Below are 18,719 nucleotides of genomic sequence, written 5' to 3' on the forward strand. Positions count from 1 at the left end.
CTTCGTTACAGAATACCTCGTCACAGGAGCGACTTTTATGAAGCACAAGCTGGCGTTAAGCCTGCTGGCGATAGCCACCGCTAGCGCCGTTCAGGCAGCCACCGTTGATTTACGGGTGCTGGAAACCACTGACCTGCACAGTAACATGATGGACTATGACTACTATAAAGACAGTCCAACCGACAAATTCGGACTGGTTCGCACCGCCAGCCTGATTCAGGCCGCCCGCCAGCAGGTGATTAACAGTGTACTGGTCGATAACGGTGACATTATTCAGGGCAGCCCACTGGGTGATTATGTCGCCGCGAAGGGTTTACAGAAAGGGGAAATTCACCCGGTCTATCTGGCGATGAACACGCTGGATTATGCCGTCGGCAATATCGGCAACCATGAATTCAACTATGGGCTGGATTATCTGCATAACGCACTGGCTGGAGCCCACTTCCCGTATATCAATGCCAACGTGCTGGATGTAAAAACCGGCAAACCGCTATTCAAACCCTATCTGATTGAAAACAAAACCGTCAAAGACCGGGATGGCAAGTCTCACACGCTGCGCATTGGCTATATCGGCTTTGTGCCGCCACAAATCATGGTGTGGGACAAAGCCAACCTGAGCGGTAAAGTCACCGTCACAGATATCACTGAAACGGCGAAAAAATGGGTGCCTGAGCTGCGAAAACAGGGCGCGGATGTGGTGATAGCCATCGCGCACTCGGGGCTTTCTGCCGAGCCTTATAAAGCGATGGCAGAAAACTCGGTGTATTACTTAAGCCAGGTTCCCGGTATTGACGCCATCATGTTCGGCCATGCTCACGCCGTTTTCCCCAGCAAAGATTTCGCCGCCATCAAAGGCGCTGATATTGCTCAGGGGACGCTTAACGGTATTGCGGCAGTGATGCCCGGCCAATGGGGCGATCACCTTGGCGTGGTCGATCTGGTGGTGGATAACGCCAGCGGCTCGTGGCAAGTGACGCACGGCAGCGCGCAAGCCCGCCCTATCTACGACAAGGCACAAAAAACATCGCTGGCGGCAGAAGACGCGCAATTAACCCATGTATTGTCTGATGCGCATCAGAAAACCCGTGAGTTTGTCAGCAAACCGATCGGCCAGGCAACGGATAACATGTACAGCTACCTGTCGTTGATTCAGGATGACCCGACGGTACAAATCGTCAACAACGCGCAGAAAGCCTACGTTGAACATTTCATTCAGGGCGACCCGGATTTGGCCAACCTGCCGGTGCTTTCAGCCGCCGCGCCGTTTAAAGCCGGTGGCCGTAAAAACGACCCGGCCAGCTATGTGGAAGTCGAAAAAGGCCAACTGACGTTTCGTCACGCCGCCGACCTCTATCTCTACCCGAATACGTTGGTGGTGGTGAAGGTGAAAGGCGAACAGGTGCAAGAGTGGCTGGAATGTTCTGCCGGGCAGTTCAACCAGATAGACCCGCACAAACGTGAAGCACAATCCCTGATCAACTGGGACGGCTTTCGTACCTATAACTTTGACGTGATTGATGGCGTTAATTACCAAATTGATGTGACGCAACCAGCGCGTTATGACGGCGAATGCCAGTTAATTAACCGTGATGCACACCGCATTAAGGCGTTGACGTTTAACGGTAAACCGATTGACCCCAACGCCACATTCCTGATTGCCACCAATAATTACCGCGCCTACGGCGAAAAATTTGCCGGCACCGGTGAAAAGCACATAGCATTCGCCTCACCGGATGAAAACCGCTCTGTACTGGCGGCTTACATCAGTGCTGAGACGAAAAAGACCGGCGCGGTTAAACCGTCTGCGGATAACAACTGGCGGCTCGCGGCTATCACCAGCGACACCCCGCTGGACATCCGGGTAGAAACCTCGCCATCGCTCAAAGCGGCTGCGTTTATCAAAGAAAAAGCGCAATACCCACTCACGTTAGTGGGTAATGACGACATCGGTTTTGCCGTCTACCGACTGGATTTGCAGCAGCACTAAGTTCACCAAACCGCGCTTAACCGGCGCGGTTTTTCTCCTCTCTTCATAACAGACGTCACTCTTTTAATCCTTTCGGGGGATGGCTAATCTTTAAAGATGCATTTAAAATGCATTTTATAAACGATACCGTTCAGAGGACGCCCATCATGCAATACCGTGACCAATCGCTAGGCGAACTGGCTATTACCCTTCCGCGCGCTACCGCGCTGTTCCGTGAGTTTAATCTTGATTTCTGTTGCGCAGGCAAACAGACGCTGCAATACGCCGCTAACAAGCAGTCACTGGATATCGAGATGCTGGAAGCTCGCCTGGCAGAGCTCGCCGGTGAGCCGTCAACCGCCCGGAACTGGCAACAGTCTCCATTAAGCGACATGATTTCGCATATCATCAGCCGCTTTCATGACCGCCACCGCACACAATTGCCGGAACTTATCCAAATGGCCGAAAAAGTCGAGCGGGTTCATCATGATAAGCCCGGTTGCCCGCGAGGTCTGGCATCACAGCTGATGCTTATCCATGATGAGCTGACTCAGCATATGATGAAAGAAGAGCGCATCCTGTTTCCGATGATCAAATCCGGCATGGGGGCTCAGGCAGGCGGGCCTATCTCGGTGATGGAGCATGAGCATGATGATGCCGGCCAGCAACTGGAAAGGGTTAAAGAACTGACCAATAACGTCACGCCACCGGAGAAAGCCTGCACCACCTGGCGCGCACTGTATGCTGGTATTAATGAATTCATTGATGATCTGATGGAGCACATTCATCTGGAAAATAACCAGCTGTTTCCTCGTGCGCTGCGGGGCGAGTAGTGTTGCCGATGCGCACACCTGTTCACCCCCGGGCTTATTACGCCGGCGAAGGGCGCGGGCAACGCGGATGAAATCAATCCGGGTGATAAGAAAGCAAAAAACCGCACAGCATCTGTGCGGTTTTTCTCATTGAATACAAGCAGAATGCGTTACCAACGCGGGCCACCGTGATGATGACCCCAGCCAGGCCCTGGGCCACGAGGGCCACGAGGGCCACCAGGCACGATATATACCGGCGGTGGTGGCTCAACAACCACAACGCGAGGCGGCGGCGGTGAGTAGTAATACACCGGGCGGGCATGGTGCCGACGACCGTACCAGCTCTCTGGGTCACACCAGCGATTGCCATCCCAAACATAGCCACGCTCATCGCGATCGCCGATGTGCAAATACACCCCCGGCAGGGCCAGACTCAGGCTATTCGCCTGTGCCGCAGGCATGGCTGAGAGCAACATCCCCGTCATAATGGCACCCAATAAAAGTGGCTTAATCATAGTATTAACCTCGACTTAACCGCGATGCGGCTGATGGCTCATTTATACGGCGCGCCTATCTTATCTGCCATCAGAAAATGGCTAAATTTTGTAACGCCCATTGCCATTGGCTGACGATGCTCCAGCTACGCGACGTCCTATCACAGGCAAAGAGATCGTAGCAAAAAAACAGGCCGGGCATGGTTGCCCGGCCTGCTATCAACGCGCAGTCACCTGTCATGTAGCCATCGCCCTGATACGACAATTATATGGTCACAGCAATCGCTGCTTCTACCGTGTCGCATCCTCTGGCGCTGCACCGCTATGATTACAGAATTTCCAGTAATTCCACTTCAAAAATCAGGGTACTGAACGGTGGAATGGATGCACCAGCGCCACGCTCACCGTAAGCCAGATTGTGCGGAATATACAGCTCCCACTTAGAACCAACCGGCATGAGCGTCAGCGCTTCAATCCAGCCAGGAATAACACCGCTGACCGGGAATTCCGCAGGCTGACCACGCTCGACGGAGCTGTCGAATACGCTGCCGTCAATCAGGCGGCCGGTATAGTGCACACGAACCCGGTCCTGACGCGCCGGGATAGCCCCGTCACCCTGAGTCAACACTTTGAACTGTAAACCGGATTCAGTGCTGTTGACGCCTTCTTTGCCCACATTCGCTTCAAGAAAGCGCAGCCCCTCTTGCGCCTGTTCACGCTGGCGCTCACGACGCACGGCATCCGCCCGCTCATGCACTTCACGCAGTGCACGGTGCACCACATCAACTGGCACCGCAGGTGCACTGCCGCTGAGCGCATCCGTCAGCCCGGCAACCAGCGCATCAGGCAGTAATCCCTGTAAACCGGATTCCTGCAATTGCTGGCCTATTTGCAGCCCAATGCCGTAGCTTGCCTGTGCTTCGATGCTGTCATAAGAAGGGGTTGTCATGAGTGATCCTTTAATCTGTCGAATTCGAGCAGGCAGCATAACAGCGAGCGGGTTGAGGGTAAAACGTTCTGTTATCAGTGAGGTTGAACCGCCTGTTCCCCCAGAGACAGGCGCTTGCGGCCTCGTATAGAGCAATGGCTGTGCGGCAAACTGGTTATCTGTCCTCAATTGCCGATATAATCAGACTGTTTTTACATTGATACGGTTCTAAGAGAGGTCACCATGGGCAGAATCGCGCCCAGGAGAAAGCAATCCACCTGGAATCATCACATGCTGTGGCAATCGTGCCAGAACTGGTGGCATCAATGGCGCGGAAACACCGTGATTCCCGTTGAATCGCAAGGCAATACAGAGGATGACAGTCTCGATGATGGCATCAGCGGTGCGCAAGATACGCTGACAACAGCATCCCCGCCACCACGCCGCCGCGTTCGCCCATTGCCATCCTGGCTGAACACACTGTGGCATATGCCAGATAATTTCAGTTGGATGGATCCACTGCCTTATTTCCACCGCCGTTGTATTTTCATTGTGTTGGGTTTGTTGCTGCTGGTGCTACTCTGGCCAGGCCCGGCTCCCGCACCGGCCATTCCCCGTCTGGTGGATGTGCCTTTGTCACAACACGCGCCGATACAAGCGCAACTGGTGTCCCCTGTGGACACCCCCACTCAACCGCCGCCCCCGGCACCTGAGGCTAACTGGCATACCTATCAAATTGCCTCAGGGCAAACGCTGGCACAGCTCTTTCGTGATAACAATCTTCCGGTCAACGATGTGTTTGCCATGGCACAGGTCGAAGGGCAAGGTAAACCACTCAGTAATTTACGCACCGGGCAAAGCATCCGGCTCCAGCGCAACGCGCAGGGAATAGTCACTCAACTGGCAACCGACACCCCGGATGGCAAGCCAGTGCTCTTCGCCCGCCAGCAAGATGGCTCCTTTATTCGCGTACACTAATCCATTGTTTATGCTGAAAATTCAGATATCCCGTTTTTTGTCATCAATGATTTTTTCGCACACAGGCACAAGCCGGCGACGTTAGTACGCTGATTACGCGGAATTGGCATGAAACCATAAGGAAAGTGGAATGGGGAAAAGGAACGGTAGGCTCATAAACCAGCCATTGCACAACCACATGCATCGGATGAGTTTCAGGACATAACGCTGGCGTATTCTCTGAGAGAAATAAAGCCATAAAACAGGGTGCAGTCCGGTCGCTGCCGTGAAATGCAAAACGCTGGCCGAAGCCAGCGTTTTAGGTATTGTCATGAAGCGAAGTAAAAATTACTCAGCAACAACAACAACATTCAGCTTAGCGAATACATCGCTGTGCACCTGGAAGCTCACTTCGTGCTCACCCAGCGTGCGCAGAACGCCGTTCGGCAGGCGAACTTCACTTTTTGCTACTTCAACACCGGCCGCAGTCACCGCATCAGCGATGTCACGAGTACCGATAGAACCGAACAGTTTACCTTCGTCACCCGCTTTAGAAGCGATGGTCACGGAAGCCAGCGCGTTAATTTTCTCAGCGCGAGCTTCAGCAGCAACCAGAACGTCAGCCAGTTTAGCTTCCAGTTCAGCGCGACGGGCTTCGAAGAACTCAACGTTTTTCTTGGTTGCCGGCACAGCTTTGCCCTGCGGAACCAGGAAGTTACGAGCGTAGCCCGCTTTAACGTTAACCTGATCACCCAGGCTGCCCAGATTTGCTACTTTATCCAGCAGAATAACTTGCATTACCTTATCCTCTCAAAGTCTCGTTAATGGACAGTGGCCGATTACTGATGACGATCAGTGTACGGCAACAAAGACAGGTAGCGCGCACGCTTGATAGCGCGGGCCAGTTGACGCTGGTATTTTGCACGGGTGCCAGTGATGCGGCTCGGTACAATTTTACCACTTTCAGTGATGTAGTTTTTCAGCGTTGCGATGTCTTTATAGTCAATCTCTTGAACGCCTTCCGCGGTGAAACGGCAGAACTTGCGACGACGGAAATAACGTGCCATTTGGCTAGTCTCCAGAATCAATCAATTCAATCTGCTCGGCATGCAGCACCAATTTACTGAGGCCATTGCGCCCTTGGTGGCAACTGATGAACCCCTGAACCCTGAGTTGCATACCGACCGTTATACTGTGGGTAACTGCTTGTGACGAGTGTCCGCTGACAATCACGGGCATTCTGCACCAGGCTTGTCGGCGTAGTCCGGCTTCCTCCTGCACTGAGCGGTGCTCAAGCACAAACTGGCAGTGTGGAATACCTGACGGACTCACCTTTCGAACCGGCGTCTTGCACACGGTGCCAGACAGCTCCAGCCGATTGGTCGCCACCACAACAATTACTCTTCAGAATCCCCAACTTCAGCATCATCATCAGCTTCAGCGTATTCGTCACGACGCTCACGGCGTTCGTCTTTCGCTTTCACCATCGGAGATGCTTCAGTTACCGCGTGCTTAACGCGCATAACCATGCTGCGGATAACGGCGTCGTTGAAGCGGAAGTTAGTTTCCAGCTCATCGATCACTTCCTGCGGGGCTTCGACGTTCAGCAGAACGTAGTGAGCTTTGTGCAGTTTGTTGATCGGGTAAGCCAGCTGACGGCGGCCCCAGTCTTCCAGACGGTGGATCTTGCCTTCCGCTGCTGTGATAGCACCGGTATAACGCTCGATCATGCCCGGAACCTGTTCGCTCTGGTCAGGATGAACCATAAAAACGATTTCGTAATGACGCATCGAATTGCTCCTTACGGATTATTCAGCCTCCTGTCAGGGTCAGCCGTGGCCCATGGAAGCAAGGAACGTATTGTGTGTACGGCTGAAAAAAATGACGCGTAATCATACTGGCCATGAGAAATGAACACAAGCCATATTCTTGTGTGACGTGAAAAAGCCCTACGTCACACAGGGATGAGGAATTCGGGAACAATCACCTGGCAATAACGGCATCACAGCGTGCGCAAAAAGAAGTCCGCCGCGGCCTGTAATGCTGAAGGGGTGATTTTATGGCCGATACCGGCCTCAGTCAGGTAGGTTAATTGCCGGGTCGCGCCCTGGCCAAGCATTGCCTGATAAAGTCGCTCGCTCTCCTCGGCCGGTACCAGTTCATCCGCCAGCCCATGCCAGAGCAACAGCGGCCGGCTCGCCAGCGTATCTAGCTGGTGTGAAACATCAAACGGTGCCACGCGTTCAGCGAGCAATTGAAGCTGCGCAGACGCGCCCGCTTCATCAGGCCTCACGGGCGGGAACAGGGTTTGCGACAATGAAGAGAAATACCCTGAGCCCATAAAGCAGGCCGAAGCGCGTAACCAGGGATATTGCGTCATGGCTGCCAGCGCCGTCATCCCCCCCATTGACGCGCCACAAATGCCAACGCGGTCGCCCTCAATCCACCCCTGCTGATGACACTCTTGCAGATAAACGGGTAATTCTTTGACGTTATTGAGCAAAATGTCCCAAAAGCTGCGCCTGCGTAGCGCCTCATCCCCATCAAAGCGTGCGCCATGCATCAGGGCATCTGGCGCAATCACCCGGAACCCCACCTTCGCCAGCGCATACGCAAAGTAGGAATAGACCTCTTTTGACGAGGTGTAGCCATGAAAAAAGAACACCGTGGGGCGCGGTCGCGCCCTGTCACCAGCAGGAAAAGCATGCAGCACTTCAACGCCAGAAATCACCTCAGATCCCATCTCAACCATTATCACTCCTTGTTTATTTTCATCATGACGCGGCAGGTAAAACGCGATAGACCACCTACAATTATATCGTACAGCCTCTGCCCGTGATTAAATGGTCAAGCACATCGCGCAACTTACAGCAATGACGCACATCAAATTTACTTACAAAACCAATCGTAAATGTAAAATTTCGCACTTTTTTGCCGTTAACGGCTTAACACAAACGACTCATTACAACTCACACCATACATAAAGAGAATTATCATGCAGCTTGCTTTTAGGCGCTGGAGCCTCGGTGTCAAACTTTCAGTGATTGCCTCCCTGAGCGTGGCGGTGCTGTTTATCGCCTTCAGCCTAAGCCTGACACGATCGGCCGGGAATAAACTGGAGGCCCTGACCCTGCATGACATGGAAAGTCAGGTTACGGGGATTACCGACATGGTAGCAATGTACGATGCCAGCTTGCAGGCAGGCGTTGACAGTTATACCACGCTGTTTGCCAGCTTCCTGCCCGCACGGTTTACCATCGATAATCAGGCACGTTTACCGCTTGGCGAAACCAGCGCGCCCACGCTGAAATCCGGGGAGACGGTGCTCAATATGAACACCGCCGTTACCGATGACTTCCTCAGCCGAACGGCGGCCATCTCCACCATTTTCGTGCGTGATGGTGATGATTTCGTGCGTATTACCACCTCACTCAAGAAAGAAGATGGTTCCCGCGCGATTGGCACCAAGCTTGACAGAACCAGCCCGGCTTTCGCCAGCGTCTCTGCCAATAAGGTCTTTAGCGGTCTGGCCGTACTGTTTGGCAAGCAGTACATCACCCAGTACAAACCGGTAACAGACGCCAGTGGCAACGTCATTGCTATCTTGTTCGTCGGTATTGATATCAGTAAAGAATTTGCCCAGATGCAAAAACGGATTCTGGAAAAACGACTGGGCGAAAATGGCCACTTTATTGCGCTCAGTAAAGCAGGCCCGACAGCTGGCAACTATCTGGTGCATCCAACGCTGGCAGGCAAAAAGCCAGACTGGTCTGCCGATACCCTGCAACAGGTTATGAACAATGACAGCGGCACCCTGGAGTATCAAGACAGCACGCTGAATGGCGATGAACGCACCCAGGTGCTGGTCTATCGCAGCATCCCCCAATGGAAATGGGTGGTGGCAGGCACCGTCAGCAAGGCCAGTTTGCTGGCGGAGGTAAACACTATCCGTAACCTGTTCCTCGCAGGCGGCATCGTACTGGTGGCGCTGTTCGCCCTGTTTTTCGTCTACCTGACTCGCCGCTGGTTAAGCCGTCCGCTGGAAGCGGTGATAAAAGTGGCAGAGCAGTTCGCAGCAGGCAATCTGCATGCCTCGCTGACTACTGACAGTCAGGACGAAGTCGGGCGTCTGGTCGATACCATCAACGGCATGGGCAATGGCCTGACGCAGTTGGTTGCTCAGGTGCGCGATGCCGCCCGGGAAATTGCGGAGGGAACGGATGCGCTGGCAGAAGACAGCGGCAATATTACCGAGCAGATTTCCCGTCAGGCCAGTAGCGTGGAGCAAACCTCTGCCACCATGGAACAATTGGCCGCGACGGTAAAACAAAACGCCGATAACGTCTCCAGCGCCAAACACCTGGCTTCACAAAGCGCCGGTGCCGCACAGCATGGCAGCAAAACGGTGCTGGACTCTGTGGCAACCATGAGCGATATCCAGCGCTCGTCGCAAAAAATAGCCGATATCACTACCACCATTGAGTCTATCGCCTTCCAGACCAATATTCTGGCCCTCAATGCCGCCGTGGAGGCATCGCGCGCGGGTGAAAATGGCCGTGGCTTTGCGGTCGTGGCCGCAGAAGTGCGCTCTTTAGCCCAGCGGAGTTCGTCTGCGGTAAAAGAAATTGAAGCGCTGATTAGCGAATCGTTGCGTCAAATTGAAGCGGGTTATCGCAGCTCGGAAAGAACCCGGCAGGCAATGGATGACTTGTTGCACCGTATTGAGCAAGTCAGCACCATTGTTAATGACATCGATATCGCTTCGCGTGAGCAATCCCTCGGCATCGATCAGGTCAATGTGGCGATAAACCAGATAGGGCAAGCGATTCATCAAAATGCTTCGCTGGTGCAAAACTCGCAGGATACCGCGCAGGGGCTGCGTGAAAAAGGCCATCACCTGAGCGAGGTAGTCAGCGTGTTCCGCATCCATCCTTAAGCCGTCACGGTGTAACAGGCCCTGTTGCTGCCTTTTTTCATAGGCAGCAACAGGTTATACCCGGTTACATGCCAGGGCTATCTCTCTTCTCATCAAGGCGTTACACTTCACCTGTATAAAACCAGAGCCGGAGGCTGCTGTGCTGAGAGGTTTTTTACCGCTCGTGAGTGCCGCGATAGTGATGTTATCCGCCGGGTGCTCGCTGCTGGCCGGCAAACCTGTTGCGCCACCACCACCGGGAAAACACGCCGTTGAAATCACCACCGAGCAGAGCTATCTACTGGAGAAAGTGGCTAGCCTGTCGGTTGATATCTGCTGCACGCTGGATGATGCGCTGGAGGACATTGCCCGTCAGGCGAACGCGCGCGGCGTTGCTTACTACCGCGTTGTCAGTTTGATGCAAGCTGAACGTTTTCGACGTGATACCTGGCATGGCTACGCCATCTTTTACCAGCCACGTCCCACGTCTCAAGCGCACCCGGCCGTTGTCAGTTCCCGAGAAAGAGGACAAAGATGAGAAAAAAATATGTTGCCGTCGCGCTGCTCACCCTGGCGGCCAGTATGAGCGGTACCGCCGCTGCATCAAACTATCCGTGCCGCAGCCCGGAATGGAACCTGTGGATAGAATCCCTCGTCAATACCCGTGACCAATACAGTAATCTTGAGATTGGCTCACCGATTTGGCAACAGGCGGTGGAAAGCCGTTTACCCGCCTCGTCCTGGCCATCACGCAACTCGGTGTTGTGGTGCGCCACCGTTGAACAAAAAATCGCCAGCATAAAAAAATAATTCGGCCACGTTCTCCGCATCGCTCTGTGCGATGCGGAGATAAACCGTAAATAGCCTGCCCTTCCCCGCTTCATCCGCATTTTTTGCCACGTTTTTTTTACACAGATATAAACGTTCTTTTGTTTAAGCCGATAAAATGCCGACGCCAGGCATGCGCGCCTGCACCTTCCGAGCTTCTGTTACGTGGCCGATGGTCTGCTGCCATCACGTGACCTCATGCCCCGGAAAGAGGCCCGTTAGCAATATGGAGCGGCTCTGCGAGCAACCCATCGCCGCACGATGCCGTAATCACACGACATTGGGACAACGACAGAAACGAAAAAGGAAGCCGATTTATGCTACAGCGACTCTCACTTAAAAACCTGCCCGTTACGCGCAAGCTGTTGCTGGGATTTGGTTTATTACTTCTTATGGGCATCATGCTGTCTTTGGTAGGTTTTGATGGTTTACACAACAGCGATCAATCTTTAAAACGCATCAGCCGCCTCGGAGCCCTGTATGACAAGACCGTTGTGGCACGCGAAGGCAATTTCAGCTATGCACTGGAGCGCAAAGCGCAATACCTGGAACAACACGATACGGCCATCAACACCATCAGCCAGGAGTTAACCAGCCTGCTGGAAGAGATCCGAGGCGGAAACTGGCCGCAGGAGGATGAAAATGCCATCACGCAGGTGCATTCCGTACTGGGCGATTACATCCGCCAGCGTCAGCAAGTGATGAAAAGTGATGTCAGCCAGCAGGAACTGAGCGCACTCAACACCCAGATGGCAACACTGCAAGACAGCATCAACCAGCTTTACTTTACCGAGGAGAGCCGGGCGGCTCACAACGTCACCAGCAGTGATATCCGGCTTGCCATTATTACACTGGTGGCGGTGATCCTTGGCCTGACGGCAGCCATTGTCATCTCCCGCCAGATAGTACGTCCATTACAGCTGGCATTACAGGCAACCCGCGCCATCTCCGAAGGTGACTTGACGGTGCGCCTCAGCAGCGAACGCCGCGATGAGCTGGGCCAGTTGATTAGCGCGATGGCCAAAATGAACGACAACCTGCACGGCATGATAGACAATATCCGCTTCAGTGCAGACCAAATCTCCCACGCAGCCAGTGAGATTGTTGCCGGGAATACCGATTTATCCGCGCGTACCGAAGAACAGGCCGCAGCCATTGAACAGACCGCAGCCAGCATGGAGCAATTAACCTCGACGGTGAAACAGAACACCGACAACGCCCACCATGCCAATTCACTGGTGATGAGCGCCTCATCAACGGCTCGTCAGGGCGGAGAACAGGTCAGTAGCGCCGTGCAAACCATGGGCGACATCGCTCAGGGCTCCCGCCGTATCGCGGAAATCACGTCGGTTATCAACAGCATTGCATTTCAGACTAACATTCTGGCGCTCAATGCCGCGGTTGAAGCTGCTCGTGCCGGTGAGCAGGGTCGCGGCTTTGCGGTCGTCGCCGGTGAAGTGCGCAACCTCGCGCAGCGCAGCGCCCAGGCGGCCACCGAAATTGAAAACCTGATTGCCACATCAGTATCGCAAATTAACAATGGTGCATCGCTGGTAGAAAACGCAGGTAAAACCATGGCAGACATTGTGCAGGCCGTCACGCAAGTGCACGATATCATGGGGGAAATTGCTGTTGCTTCCGACGAGCAGCACCGGGGGATTTCTCAGGTCGGTTCCGCGATTGTAGAAATGGATCAGACCACACAGCAGAACGCGGTGCTGGTCGAGCAGTCTTCTGCGGCCGCGGTATCACTGGAGCAGCAGGCAGAGCGGCTCTCTCATGCGGTATCAGTCTTCCGTCTAACCACCAATGCAGGCCGCCACGCCAGCAACGGTTCGGCCTCCGCCCCGCTGCCGCGCCTTAGCATGCAAAACGCCTGATTAGCGCGAACGAAAAAAAGCCTGAGCCCGGAGCGGGTTCAGGCTTCTCTCTCAGGCCAGCCGCTGGCGTACCGCTTCAAACAGGCACACGCCGGTTGCCACCGAAACATTCAGTGACGACACGCTGCCCGCCATCGGAATACGGATAAGCTCATCGCAGTGTTCACGCGTCAAACGTCGCATACCTTCACCTTCTGCGCCCATCACCAGCGCCAGCGGGCCAGTTAACTTGCTTTGGTATACCGAGTGATCGGCTTCCCCGGCGGTGCCCACCACCCAAATATTCTGTTCCTGTAACAAACGCAACGTGCGTGCCAGGTTGGTCACACGGATCAGCGGTACGGTTTCCGCCGCACCACACGCCACTTTTTTCGCCGTTGCATTCAGTTGCGCTGACCGGTCGCGCGGCACGATCACCGCATGCACACCAGCGGCATCCGCATTGCGCAGGCACGCCCCCAGATTATGCGGGTCAGTCACTCCGTCGAGCACCAATAAAAAAGGCGTCTCCAGCGATGCCAAAAGCCCCGGTAAATCATTTTCCTGATATTGCCGCCCTTCTCTGACACGCGCGACAATCCCCTGATGTACCGCCCCTTCTACCTTTTCATCCAGCCATTGGCGATTGGCGAGCTGTACCGCGATACCGTTCGCTTCCAGTTCCGCAATCAACGGCATCAGGCGGCGATCTTCGCGCCCTTTGAGGGTAAACACGTCCAGAAAACGTTGTGGATCGCGCTCCAGCAGGGCTTTCACCGCATGGATGCCATAAATAATTTCACTCATGAATGCTCTTCAAACAGGTTACAGAGCCGCTGCAAACGGCCCTTGCCATAATTAATCACGTTAGTAAAAATCTTTTAATACCATGATATCTAAAACGAAAACACTGCCACACAGCGCTCTGGCATGAAAACGGCATGGTGCGAAAAACGCACCATGCCGCACCTGAGCTGGCCGTGATAACACGCAGCCGCTATGGCTGCGCCGGTTTGGCCTTTTTACTGGCCCGTTTTGCCCGCGTTGCCTCGGCAATTTTACGCGTTTTCTCCGCGTTTTTTTTCGCCTTTGCCGACGCCTTCACGCCCGTTTTTGCCTTGTCGGTTTTTGGCTTGTCGGTTTTTGACTTGTCAGTTTTCGCTTTGGCAGCCGGTTTACGCTTGCCGTCACTGTCCGCACGAAAGGCGCTGTCTGGCTCAAAATTAGTCCGTGGCCCGGTGCGACGACGACGCGGTGTTTTTGCCTCATCCCCGGCGTTTTTCTTTGCCCGGTCACGCGCGGTTTTACCTTCACCGCGCACCTTACGTGATGACGAAACCAGCGCAAAATCGATTTTACGCTCATCCATGTGCACCGCTTCAACACGAATACGCACTTCATCGCCGAGGCGATACGTCTGACCGCGGGACTCGCCAATCAGCCGCTGACCAACATTGTCATAACGGTAGTAGTCATTATCCAGGGTAGAAACATGCACCAAACCATCGATGAACAGATCGTTGAGACGCACAAAAAAGCCAAAGCCGGTGACACTGGCGATAATGCCGGTAAACGCTTCACCGACATGGTCTTGCATAAAATCACACTTCAGCCAGTCAGCCACATCGCGGGTGGCTTCATCTGCCCGGCGCTCGGTCATTGAGCAGTGTTGACCCAGTTGCAGCATCTCATTGAAATCGCAATGCCAGCCACCGGTTGCCGTCCAGCGCGCTTTACGATCGCTCAGGATATATTTGATGGCGCGATGCAGCGACAAATCAGGATAGCGGCGAATCGGTGACGTAAAGTGGGCATACGAGGTCAGCGCCAGACCAAAATGCCCCCGGTTTTCCGGGTCATAGATGGCCTGTTTCATGGAGCGCAACAGCATGGTTTGCAGCATCTCACGATCCGGGCGGTCAGCAATCGCCACCATCAGCTCGGCATAATCTTTTGGCTGCGGTTTCATGCCGCCGCCGAGCGACAGCCCCAGTTCACCCAACACGCTGCGCAATGCCAGAACGTGATCTTCACTCGGTTGATCATGCACACGGAACAGTGCCGGTTCTTCACTCTTCTCAACGAATTTCGCCGCTGAAATATTCGCCAGAATCATGCACTCTTCAATCAGTTTATGCGCATCGTTGCGCACCACCGCTTCCACTCGCTCGATACGGCGCTCGGCGTTAAAAATGAACTTGGCTTCTTCTGTTTCAAAAGCGATACCACCACGCTCTTCGCGGGCTTTTTCCAGCACCTTGTACATGCGGTGCAGTTCTTCCAGTGGTGCCACCAGCGAGGCGTAATGCTCGCGCAATTCCAAGTCACCTTGCAGAATGCTCCACACTTTGGTGTAGGTCAGACGGGCATGTGAGCTCATCACCGCTTCATAAAATTTATAGCTGGACAGTTTACCCTGCGCGGAAACCGTCATCTCACAGACCATGCATAAACGGTCAACCTGGGGGTTGAGTGAACACAGGCCATTGGAGAGCACTTCCGGCAGCATCGGCACAACCTGTGACGGAAAATACACCGAGGTGCCGCGCGCGCGCGCTTCGTGATCCAGCGGCGTACCAGGGCGAACATAGTAACTGACATCGGCAATCGCCACCCACAGCCGCCAGCCGCCGCCGCGTTTCTTCTCACAGTAAACCGCATCGTCAAAATCGCGCGCATCTTCACCGTCAATCGTCACCAGCGGTAATGTGCGCAGATCGACGCGGCCTGCTTTGGCGCTTTCGGGCACTTTATCGGTGAGCGAACTGACCTGCTCTTCCACTTTTGGCGGCCAGCTGTGGGGAATCTCATGGGTACGCAAAGCGATATCAACCGCAAGCCCGGTACCCATATTATCGCCCAGGATTTCAACAATTTTACCGATAGCCTTGGTTCGACGGGTGCCTCGCTGGGTCAAGTCCACGACCACCACAGACCCCATGCGGGCTCCGCCAATAAACTCAGGCGGGATGAGGATATCAAAGCTCAGGCGACTGTCGTCAGGCACCACAAAACCGGTGCCTGCTTCGGTGAAATAACGCCCGACGATTTGGCTGGTGCGCGGCTCCAGAATACGCACAATGCGCCCTTCGCGCCGTCCTTTGCGGTCTTCGCCGAGCGGCTGGGCCAGCACCACATCACCATGAATCACCGTCTTCATCTGCTCGGCACTGAGGTAGAGGTCGTCTTTGCGCCCCTCGACCCGCAAAAAACCATAGCCGTCACGATGGCCCAGTACCGTACCGCGCAGTAAATCAAGTTTTTCCGGCAAGGCGTAGCATTGACGACGGGTAAACACCAGTTGCCCGTCGCGTTCCATGGCGCGCAACCGACGGCGCAGCCCTTCCAGTTGTTCCTCTCCGCTCAGTTCAAGAGAAGCGGCCAGTTCCTCGCGGCTGATGGGGGTATCCCGTTTGGCAAGGTGTGCCAAAATAAACTCACGGCTGGGAATGGGGAATTCGTATTTTTCTGCTTCACGTTCCAGAAACGGATCTTGTGACATTGCGGTTTCTCCGTTGTCATCAGCAAGCGGCTGAACAGGCTTATTCAACCAGAAGTAATTTATAGAGCGGCGGGTTTTCGTTCACCATGTCGGCAAGCGTATATTTATCAAGCTCCTGCAAAAAATTCTGCACGGCTTGTTGCAATACCTGCTTGAGACGGCAGGCGGGCGTGATATGGCAAAATCCCTCGCTACAGTTAACCAGCGACAGCGGTTCCAGCTCGCGCACCACATCACCGATGCGGATCGTCGCCGGGTCACGCCCCAGCCGGATGCCACCGTTTTTGCCGCGCACGGCCATCACCAGCCCGGCGCGGCTGAGCTGATTAATAATTTTCACCATATGATTGCGCGAAACGCCATACACCTCGGTCACTTCTGAGATGCTGGTCATGCGGCCATCCGGCAATGACGCCATATAAATCAGCGCCCGCAAACCATAATCCGTAAAACTTGTTAACTGCACAGAAACCTCTGGGTACATTGCCAGACAGTCAAAAACTGCCCTGAAGAAACACCGCCTGAAACCGGGAAGAACGCCACCTGCCACGGCTCGCGCACGTTATGTTCATTTTTTATCAGCAGATGATAAACCAGTGGCAGACGGGGGGCGAATTTATTTAGCACCAGACAATTCTTCCTAAAGCAGAATTTCCGCTAATCTTTATATTTTAAGACACAAAAGATAAGAGAATCATGCTTCCTCAGTGGTTGTTTCATCTGTTATGTTCTGAACAAAAATACCCTGCGACATTATCTTAACGGACGGCAAATCCAATCCGGCTTTGCCAGTGTTTTTTTGCTCTGCACACACTAGGAAATGGAACCATGCGTTTGAAAAATCTCTCCATCCGTACCGGTTTGTTGACATTGCTGTCTGTCATCACACTGCTGTTGCTGCTCGTCAGTGGTATGGGGATTCAGGCCATCAACAAGAGTCGGGACTCACTGACCGCACTGAATCAAATTCAGGGTGAGCAATTGGGCTCACTGATGAATGGCTATAACCTGACGCTGCGCGCCAGAGCCTCCGCCACGCTGGCGGTACGTAAGATTGAAATTGGCCTGCTGGATGTTGGGGCGAAAGAAACCGAAAAACTGGATGTGTATGTACAACAGTCAGAAAAAGACATACGCCAGTTCAACACCATACAGACCAATAGCGAGCAGGAGCAAAAACTGGCCCAGCAGGTGCAAAAAAGCTATCAGGACTACCTGAATCAAGGGCTTAAACCCATGCTGGACTCGTTGAAAAAACAGTATACCGATGAATACTACACGTTACTGGAAAACAACCTGACGCCGTTAAGCGACGCCTTTGATAAATCCATTCAAAACTTCCGTCTCTATTCTCAGCAACTGTCCGGGCAGCATATCCAGCAGGCCAATCTTAACGAGCGACTGATGCTGCTGCTGATTGCTGTCGCCTGCGTAATGTCACTGCTGTTAGTGGTACTCGGCTGGCTGGCGCTGCGCCATATGCTGCTGAAACCGCTTGATAGCGCCATTGAACAACTTGAGCACGTTGCTTCCGGTGACTTGACTCACCGCATTACGCAAGGCGGCAGTAACGAACTGGGGCGGCTGAGTGACGCCATTGAACGGATGCAACTGGCGCTACTCGACTCGGTCAGTCAGGTGCGCGATGCCAGCCAGCAAATCGACCAGGGCAGCCGGGAGCTGTTTAGCGGCAACCGCCATCTGGCCGAACGCACCGAAGAATCTGTCGCGGCACTGGAACAAACCAGTGCCAGCCTGGAAGAACTCAGTGCGACCGTCAAGCGCAACGCGGACAATGCCGAGCTGGCGCACCAGCTCACGAATCAGGTATCCAGCACCACCGATCGCGGTAATGAATCCGTCAATTACGTGGTGGAAAAAATGCGTGAAATCGCCAACAGCGCCAAACGCATCAGCGACATTCTCGGTGTGATAGACGGCATCGCGTTTCAGACCAATATTCTGGCCCTGAACGCCGCCGTTGAAGCTGCGCGTGCCGGTGAACAAGGGAAAGGGTTTGCGGTGGTGGCGGGCGAGGTTCGCAATCTGGCCCAGCACAGCGGCCAGGCGGCGAAAGAGATTCGGGCGCTTATCATGGATTCGCAATCCCATGTGACAGAAGGGCTTGATCTGGCTGCCAAAGCCGGGGAAACCATGGATGAAGTGGCCGATGAAATCACCCGCATCACCACGCTGATGAAAGAGATTTCTTACGCTTCACAAGAACAGCACAAGGGCATTGAGCAGGTGCACATCGCCTTTAGCCAGATTGATAAAGTGGCCCAGCAAAATGCCACGCTGGTGAAAGCCTCAACCGACACCACCCAGTCACTGGAAGAGCAATCGCGTCAGTTGGTGCAAGCCATGGCAATGTTTCGCATCGAGCAGCACAGAGGCCTGCTACAGTAGCCTTGCCAGACCTTAGCGGGCGTTAATTTTGCACCAACGCGCTAAAACA

At 54.0% G+C, this 18,719-nt stretch carries 19 protein-coding genes; 8 read left to right on the forward strand and 11 right to left on the reverse strand.

Annotated features, from left to right (window positions below):
• Positions 1-37: 37 nt before the first annotated feature.
• Both DAQ1742_RS16335 and ytfE read left to right on the forward strand, forming a co-directional pair.
• Positions 38-1,987, forward strand: a complete 1,950-nt coding sequence (locus DAQ1742_RS16335) for a bifunctional 2',3'-cyclic-nucleotide 2'-phosphodiesterase/3'-nucleotidase (protein WP_035343954.1) — start codon at positions 38-40, stop codon at positions 1,985-1,987.
• 146 nt (positions 1,988-2,133) lie between these two features.
• The gene (gene ytfE / locus DAQ1742_RS16340) at positions 2,134-2,799 is read left to right on the forward strand and encodes an iron-sulfur cluster repair protein YtfE (RefSeq protein WP_035343956.1); all 666 of its coding nucleotides are present in this window, start codon (positions 2,134-2,136) and stop codon (positions 2,797-2,799) included.
• Between the two features lie 149 nt (positions 2,800-2,948).
• Here ytfE and DAQ1742_RS16345 read toward each other — a convergent pair whose 3' ends face one another.
• From DAQ1742_RS16345 to fklB, 3 genes are all read right to left on the reverse strand, one after another.
• Entirely contained in the window at positions 2,949-3,293 is a 345-nt protein-coding gene (locus tag DAQ1742_RS16345) for a DUF2502 domain-containing protein (protein WP_035343958.1), read from the reverse strand.
• 70 nt (positions 3,294-3,363) lie between these two features.
• On the reverse strand, positions 3,364-3,513 hold the full coding sequence (locus DAQ1742_RS16350; protein ID WP_158513820.1) for a hypothetical protein: 150 nt from the start codon (positions 3,511-3,513) through the stop codon (positions 3,364-3,366).
• 87 nt (positions 3,514-3,600) lie between these two features.
• Positions 3,601-4,221: an FKBP-type peptidyl-prolyl cis-trans isomerase gene (gene fklB / locus DAQ1742_RS16355; protein ID WP_035343960.1), complete on the reverse strand. Its 621-nt coding sequence runs from the start codon at positions 4,219-4,221 to the stop codon at positions 3,601-3,603.
• A 222-nt stretch (positions 4,222-4,443) separates the two neighbouring features.
• Here fklB and DAQ1742_RS16360 point away from each other — a divergent pair, with 222 nt between their 5' ends.
• A complete protein-coding gene (locus DAQ1742_RS16360) occupies positions 4,444-5,178 on the forward strand; it encodes a LysM-like peptidoglycan-binding domain-containing protein (protein ID WP_035343962.1) in 735 nt (244 codons plus the stop codon).
• A gap of 327 nt (positions 5,179-5,505) precedes the next feature.
• Here DAQ1742_RS16360 and rplI read toward each other — a convergent pair whose 3' ends face one another.
• From rplI to yjfP, 5 genes are all read right to left on the reverse strand, one after another.
• A complete protein-coding gene (gene rplI / locus DAQ1742_RS16365; RefSeq protein ID WP_035343964.1) occupies positions 5,506-5,955 on the reverse strand; it encodes a 50S ribosomal protein L9 in 450 nt (149 codons plus the stop codon).
• 41 nt (positions 5,956-5,996) lie between these two features.
• A complete protein-coding gene (gene rpsR, locus DAQ1742_RS16370) occupies positions 5,997-6,224 on the reverse strand; it encodes a 30S ribosomal protein S18 (RefSeq protein WP_000135199.1) in 228 nt (75 codons plus the stop codon).
• A 4-nt stretch (positions 6,225-6,228) separates the two neighbouring features.
• Positions 6,229-6,549 (reverse strand): primosomal replication protein N, encoded by a 321-nt coding sequence (gene priB, locus DAQ1742_RS16375; protein ID WP_035343966.1) that lies wholly within the window; start codon positions 6,547-6,549, stop codon positions 6,229-6,231.
• 5 nt (positions 6,550-6,554) lie between these two features.
• Positions 6,555-6,947 carry a 30S ribosomal protein S6 gene (gene rpsF, locus DAQ1742_RS16380; RefSeq protein ID WP_012768533.1) on the reverse strand — a complete coding sequence of 131 codons (393 nt, stop codon included), beginning with the start codon at positions 6,945-6,947 and terminating at the stop codon, positions 6,555-6,557.
• A gap of 212 nt (positions 6,948-7,159) precedes the next feature.
• On the reverse strand, positions 7,160-7,909 hold the full coding sequence (yjfP, locus tag DAQ1742_RS16385; RefSeq protein ID WP_035343968.1) for an esterase: 750 nt from the start codon (positions 7,907-7,909) through the stop codon (positions 7,160-7,162).
• 243 nt (positions 7,910-8,152) lie between these two features.
• On the opposite strand from yjfP, the gene DAQ1742_RS16390 reads away from it, so the two are divergent.
• From DAQ1742_RS16390 to DAQ1742_RS16405, 4 genes are all read left to right on the forward strand, one after another.
• A complete protein-coding gene (locus DAQ1742_RS16390; protein WP_035343970.1) occupies positions 8,153-10,093 on the forward strand; it encodes a methyl-accepting chemotaxis protein in 1,941 nt (646 codons plus the stop codon).
• A gap of 139 nt (positions 10,094-10,232) precedes the next feature.
• The gene (gene bsmA, locus DAQ1742_RS16395) at positions 10,233-10,610 is read left to right on the forward strand and encodes a biofilm peroxide resistance protein BsmA (RefSeq protein ID WP_232046537.1); all 378 of its coding nucleotides are present in this window, start codon (positions 10,233-10,235) and stop codon (positions 10,608-10,610) included.
• Positions 10,607-10,882, forward strand: a complete 276-nt coding sequence (locus tag DAQ1742_RS16400; protein ID WP_035343972.1) for a hypothetical protein — start codon at positions 10,607-10,609, stop codon at positions 10,880-10,882. The genes bsmA and DAQ1742_RS16400 overlap by 4 nt, the downstream gene beginning before the upstream one ends.
• Before the next feature lie 335 nt (positions 10,883-11,217).
• Complete coding sequence (locus tag DAQ1742_RS16405) at positions 11,218-12,780, forward strand: methyl-accepting chemotaxis protein (protein WP_035343974.1); 1,563 nt, start codon at positions 11,218-11,220, stop codon at positions 12,778-12,780.
• Between the two features lie 51 nt (positions 12,781-12,831).
• Here the strand turns inward: DAQ1742_RS16405 and rlmB are convergent, their stop codons facing one another.
• From rlmB to nsrR, 3 genes are all read right to left on the reverse strand, one after another.
• Positions 12,832-13,566, reverse strand: a complete 735-nt coding sequence (rlmB, locus tag DAQ1742_RS16410; protein WP_035343976.1) for a 23S rRNA (guanosine(2251)-2'-O)-methyltransferase RlmB — start codon at positions 13,564-13,566, stop codon at positions 12,832-12,834.
• A gap of 190 nt (positions 13,567-13,756) precedes the next feature.
• On the reverse strand, positions 13,757-16,261 hold the full coding sequence (gene rnr / locus DAQ1742_RS16415; protein WP_035343978.1) for a ribonuclease R: 2,505 nt from the start codon (positions 16,259-16,261) through the stop codon (positions 13,757-13,759).
• Between the two features lie 40 nt (positions 16,262-16,301).
• Positions 16,302-16,727, reverse strand: a complete 426-nt coding sequence (gene nsrR, locus DAQ1742_RS16420) for a nitric oxide-sensing transcriptional repressor NsrR (RefSeq protein ID WP_035346302.1) — start codon at positions 16,725-16,727, stop codon at positions 16,302-16,304.
• Between the two features lie 362 nt (positions 16,728-17,089).
• Here nsrR and DAQ1742_RS16425 point away from each other — a divergent pair, with 362 nt between their 5' ends.
• Entirely contained in the window at positions 17,090-18,670 is a 1,581-nt protein-coding gene (locus DAQ1742_RS16425; RefSeq protein WP_035343980.1) for a methyl-accepting chemotaxis protein, read from the forward strand.
• Positions 18,671-18,719: the final 49 nt, after the last annotated feature.

Origin of the sequence: Dickeya aquatica, from assembly GCF_900095885.1 — a bacterium.
In the GTDB taxonomy this organism is placed as follows: domain Bacteria; phylum Pseudomonadota; class Gammaproteobacteria; order Enterobacterales; family Enterobacteriaceae; genus Dickeya; species Dickeya aquatica.

Bases quoted from the DNA above. Each gene is read 5' to 3' on its own strand.
- DAQ1742_RS16335 (WP_035343954.1), top strand. From the start codon at position 38: ATGAAGCACAAGCTGGCGTTAAGCCTGCTGGCGATAGCCACCGCTAGC.
- ytfE (WP_035343956.1), top strand. From the start codon at position 2,134: ATGCAATACCGTGACCAATCGCTAGGCGAACTGGCTATTACCCTTCCG.
- DAQ1742_RS16345 (WP_035343958.1), bottom strand. From the start codon at position 3,293: ATGATTAAGCCACTTTTATTGGGTGCCATTATGACGGGGATGTTGCTC.
- DAQ1742_RS16350 (WP_158513820.1), bottom strand. From the start codon at position 3,513: ATGACAGGTGACTGCGCGTTGATAGCAGGCCGGGCAACCATGCCCGGC.
- fklB (WP_035343960.1), bottom strand. From the start codon at position 4,221: ATGACAACCCCTTCTTATGACAGCATCGAAGCACAGGCAAGCTACGGC.
- DAQ1742_RS16360 (WP_035343962.1), top strand. From the start codon at position 4,444: ATGGGCAGAATCGCGCCCAGGAGAAAGCAATCCACCTGGAATCATCAC.
- rplI (WP_035343964.1), bottom strand. From the start codon at position 5,955: ATGCAAGTTATTCTGCTGGATAAAGTAGCAAATCTGGGCAGCCTGGGT.
- rpsR (WP_000135199.1), bottom strand. From the start codon at position 6,224: ATGGCACGTTATTTCCGTCGTCGCAAGTTCTGCCGTTTCACCGCGGAA.
- rpsF (WP_012768533.1), bottom strand. From the start codon at position 6,947: ATGCGTCATTACGAAATCGTTTTTATGGTTCATCCTGACCAGAGCGAA.
- yjfP (WP_035343968.1), bottom strand. From the start codon at position 7,909: ATGGTTGAGATGGGATCTGAGGTGATTTCTGGCGTTGAAGTGCTGCAT.
- DAQ1742_RS16390 (WP_035343970.1), top strand. From the start codon at position 8,153: ATGCAGCTTGCTTTTAGGCGCTGGAGCCTCGGTGTCAAACTTTCAGTG.
- DAQ1742_RS16400 (WP_035343972.1), top strand. From the start codon at position 10,607: ATGAGAAAAAAATATGTTGCCGTCGCGCTGCTCACCCTGGCGGCCAGT.
- DAQ1742_RS16405 (WP_035343974.1), top strand. From the start codon at position 11,218: ATGCTACAGCGACTCTCACTTAAAAACCTGCCCGTTACGCGCAAGCTG.
- rlmB (WP_035343976.1), bottom strand. From the start codon at position 13,566: ATGAGTGAAATTATTTATGGCATCCATGCGGTGAAAGCCCTGCTGGAG.
- rnr (WP_035343978.1), bottom strand. From the start codon at position 16,261: ATGTCACAAGATCCGTTTCTGGAACGTGAAGCAGAAAAATACGAATTC.
- DAQ1742_RS16425 (WP_035343980.1), top strand. From the start codon at position 17,090: ATGCGTTTGAAAAATCTCTCCATCCGTACCGGTTTGTTGACATTGCTG.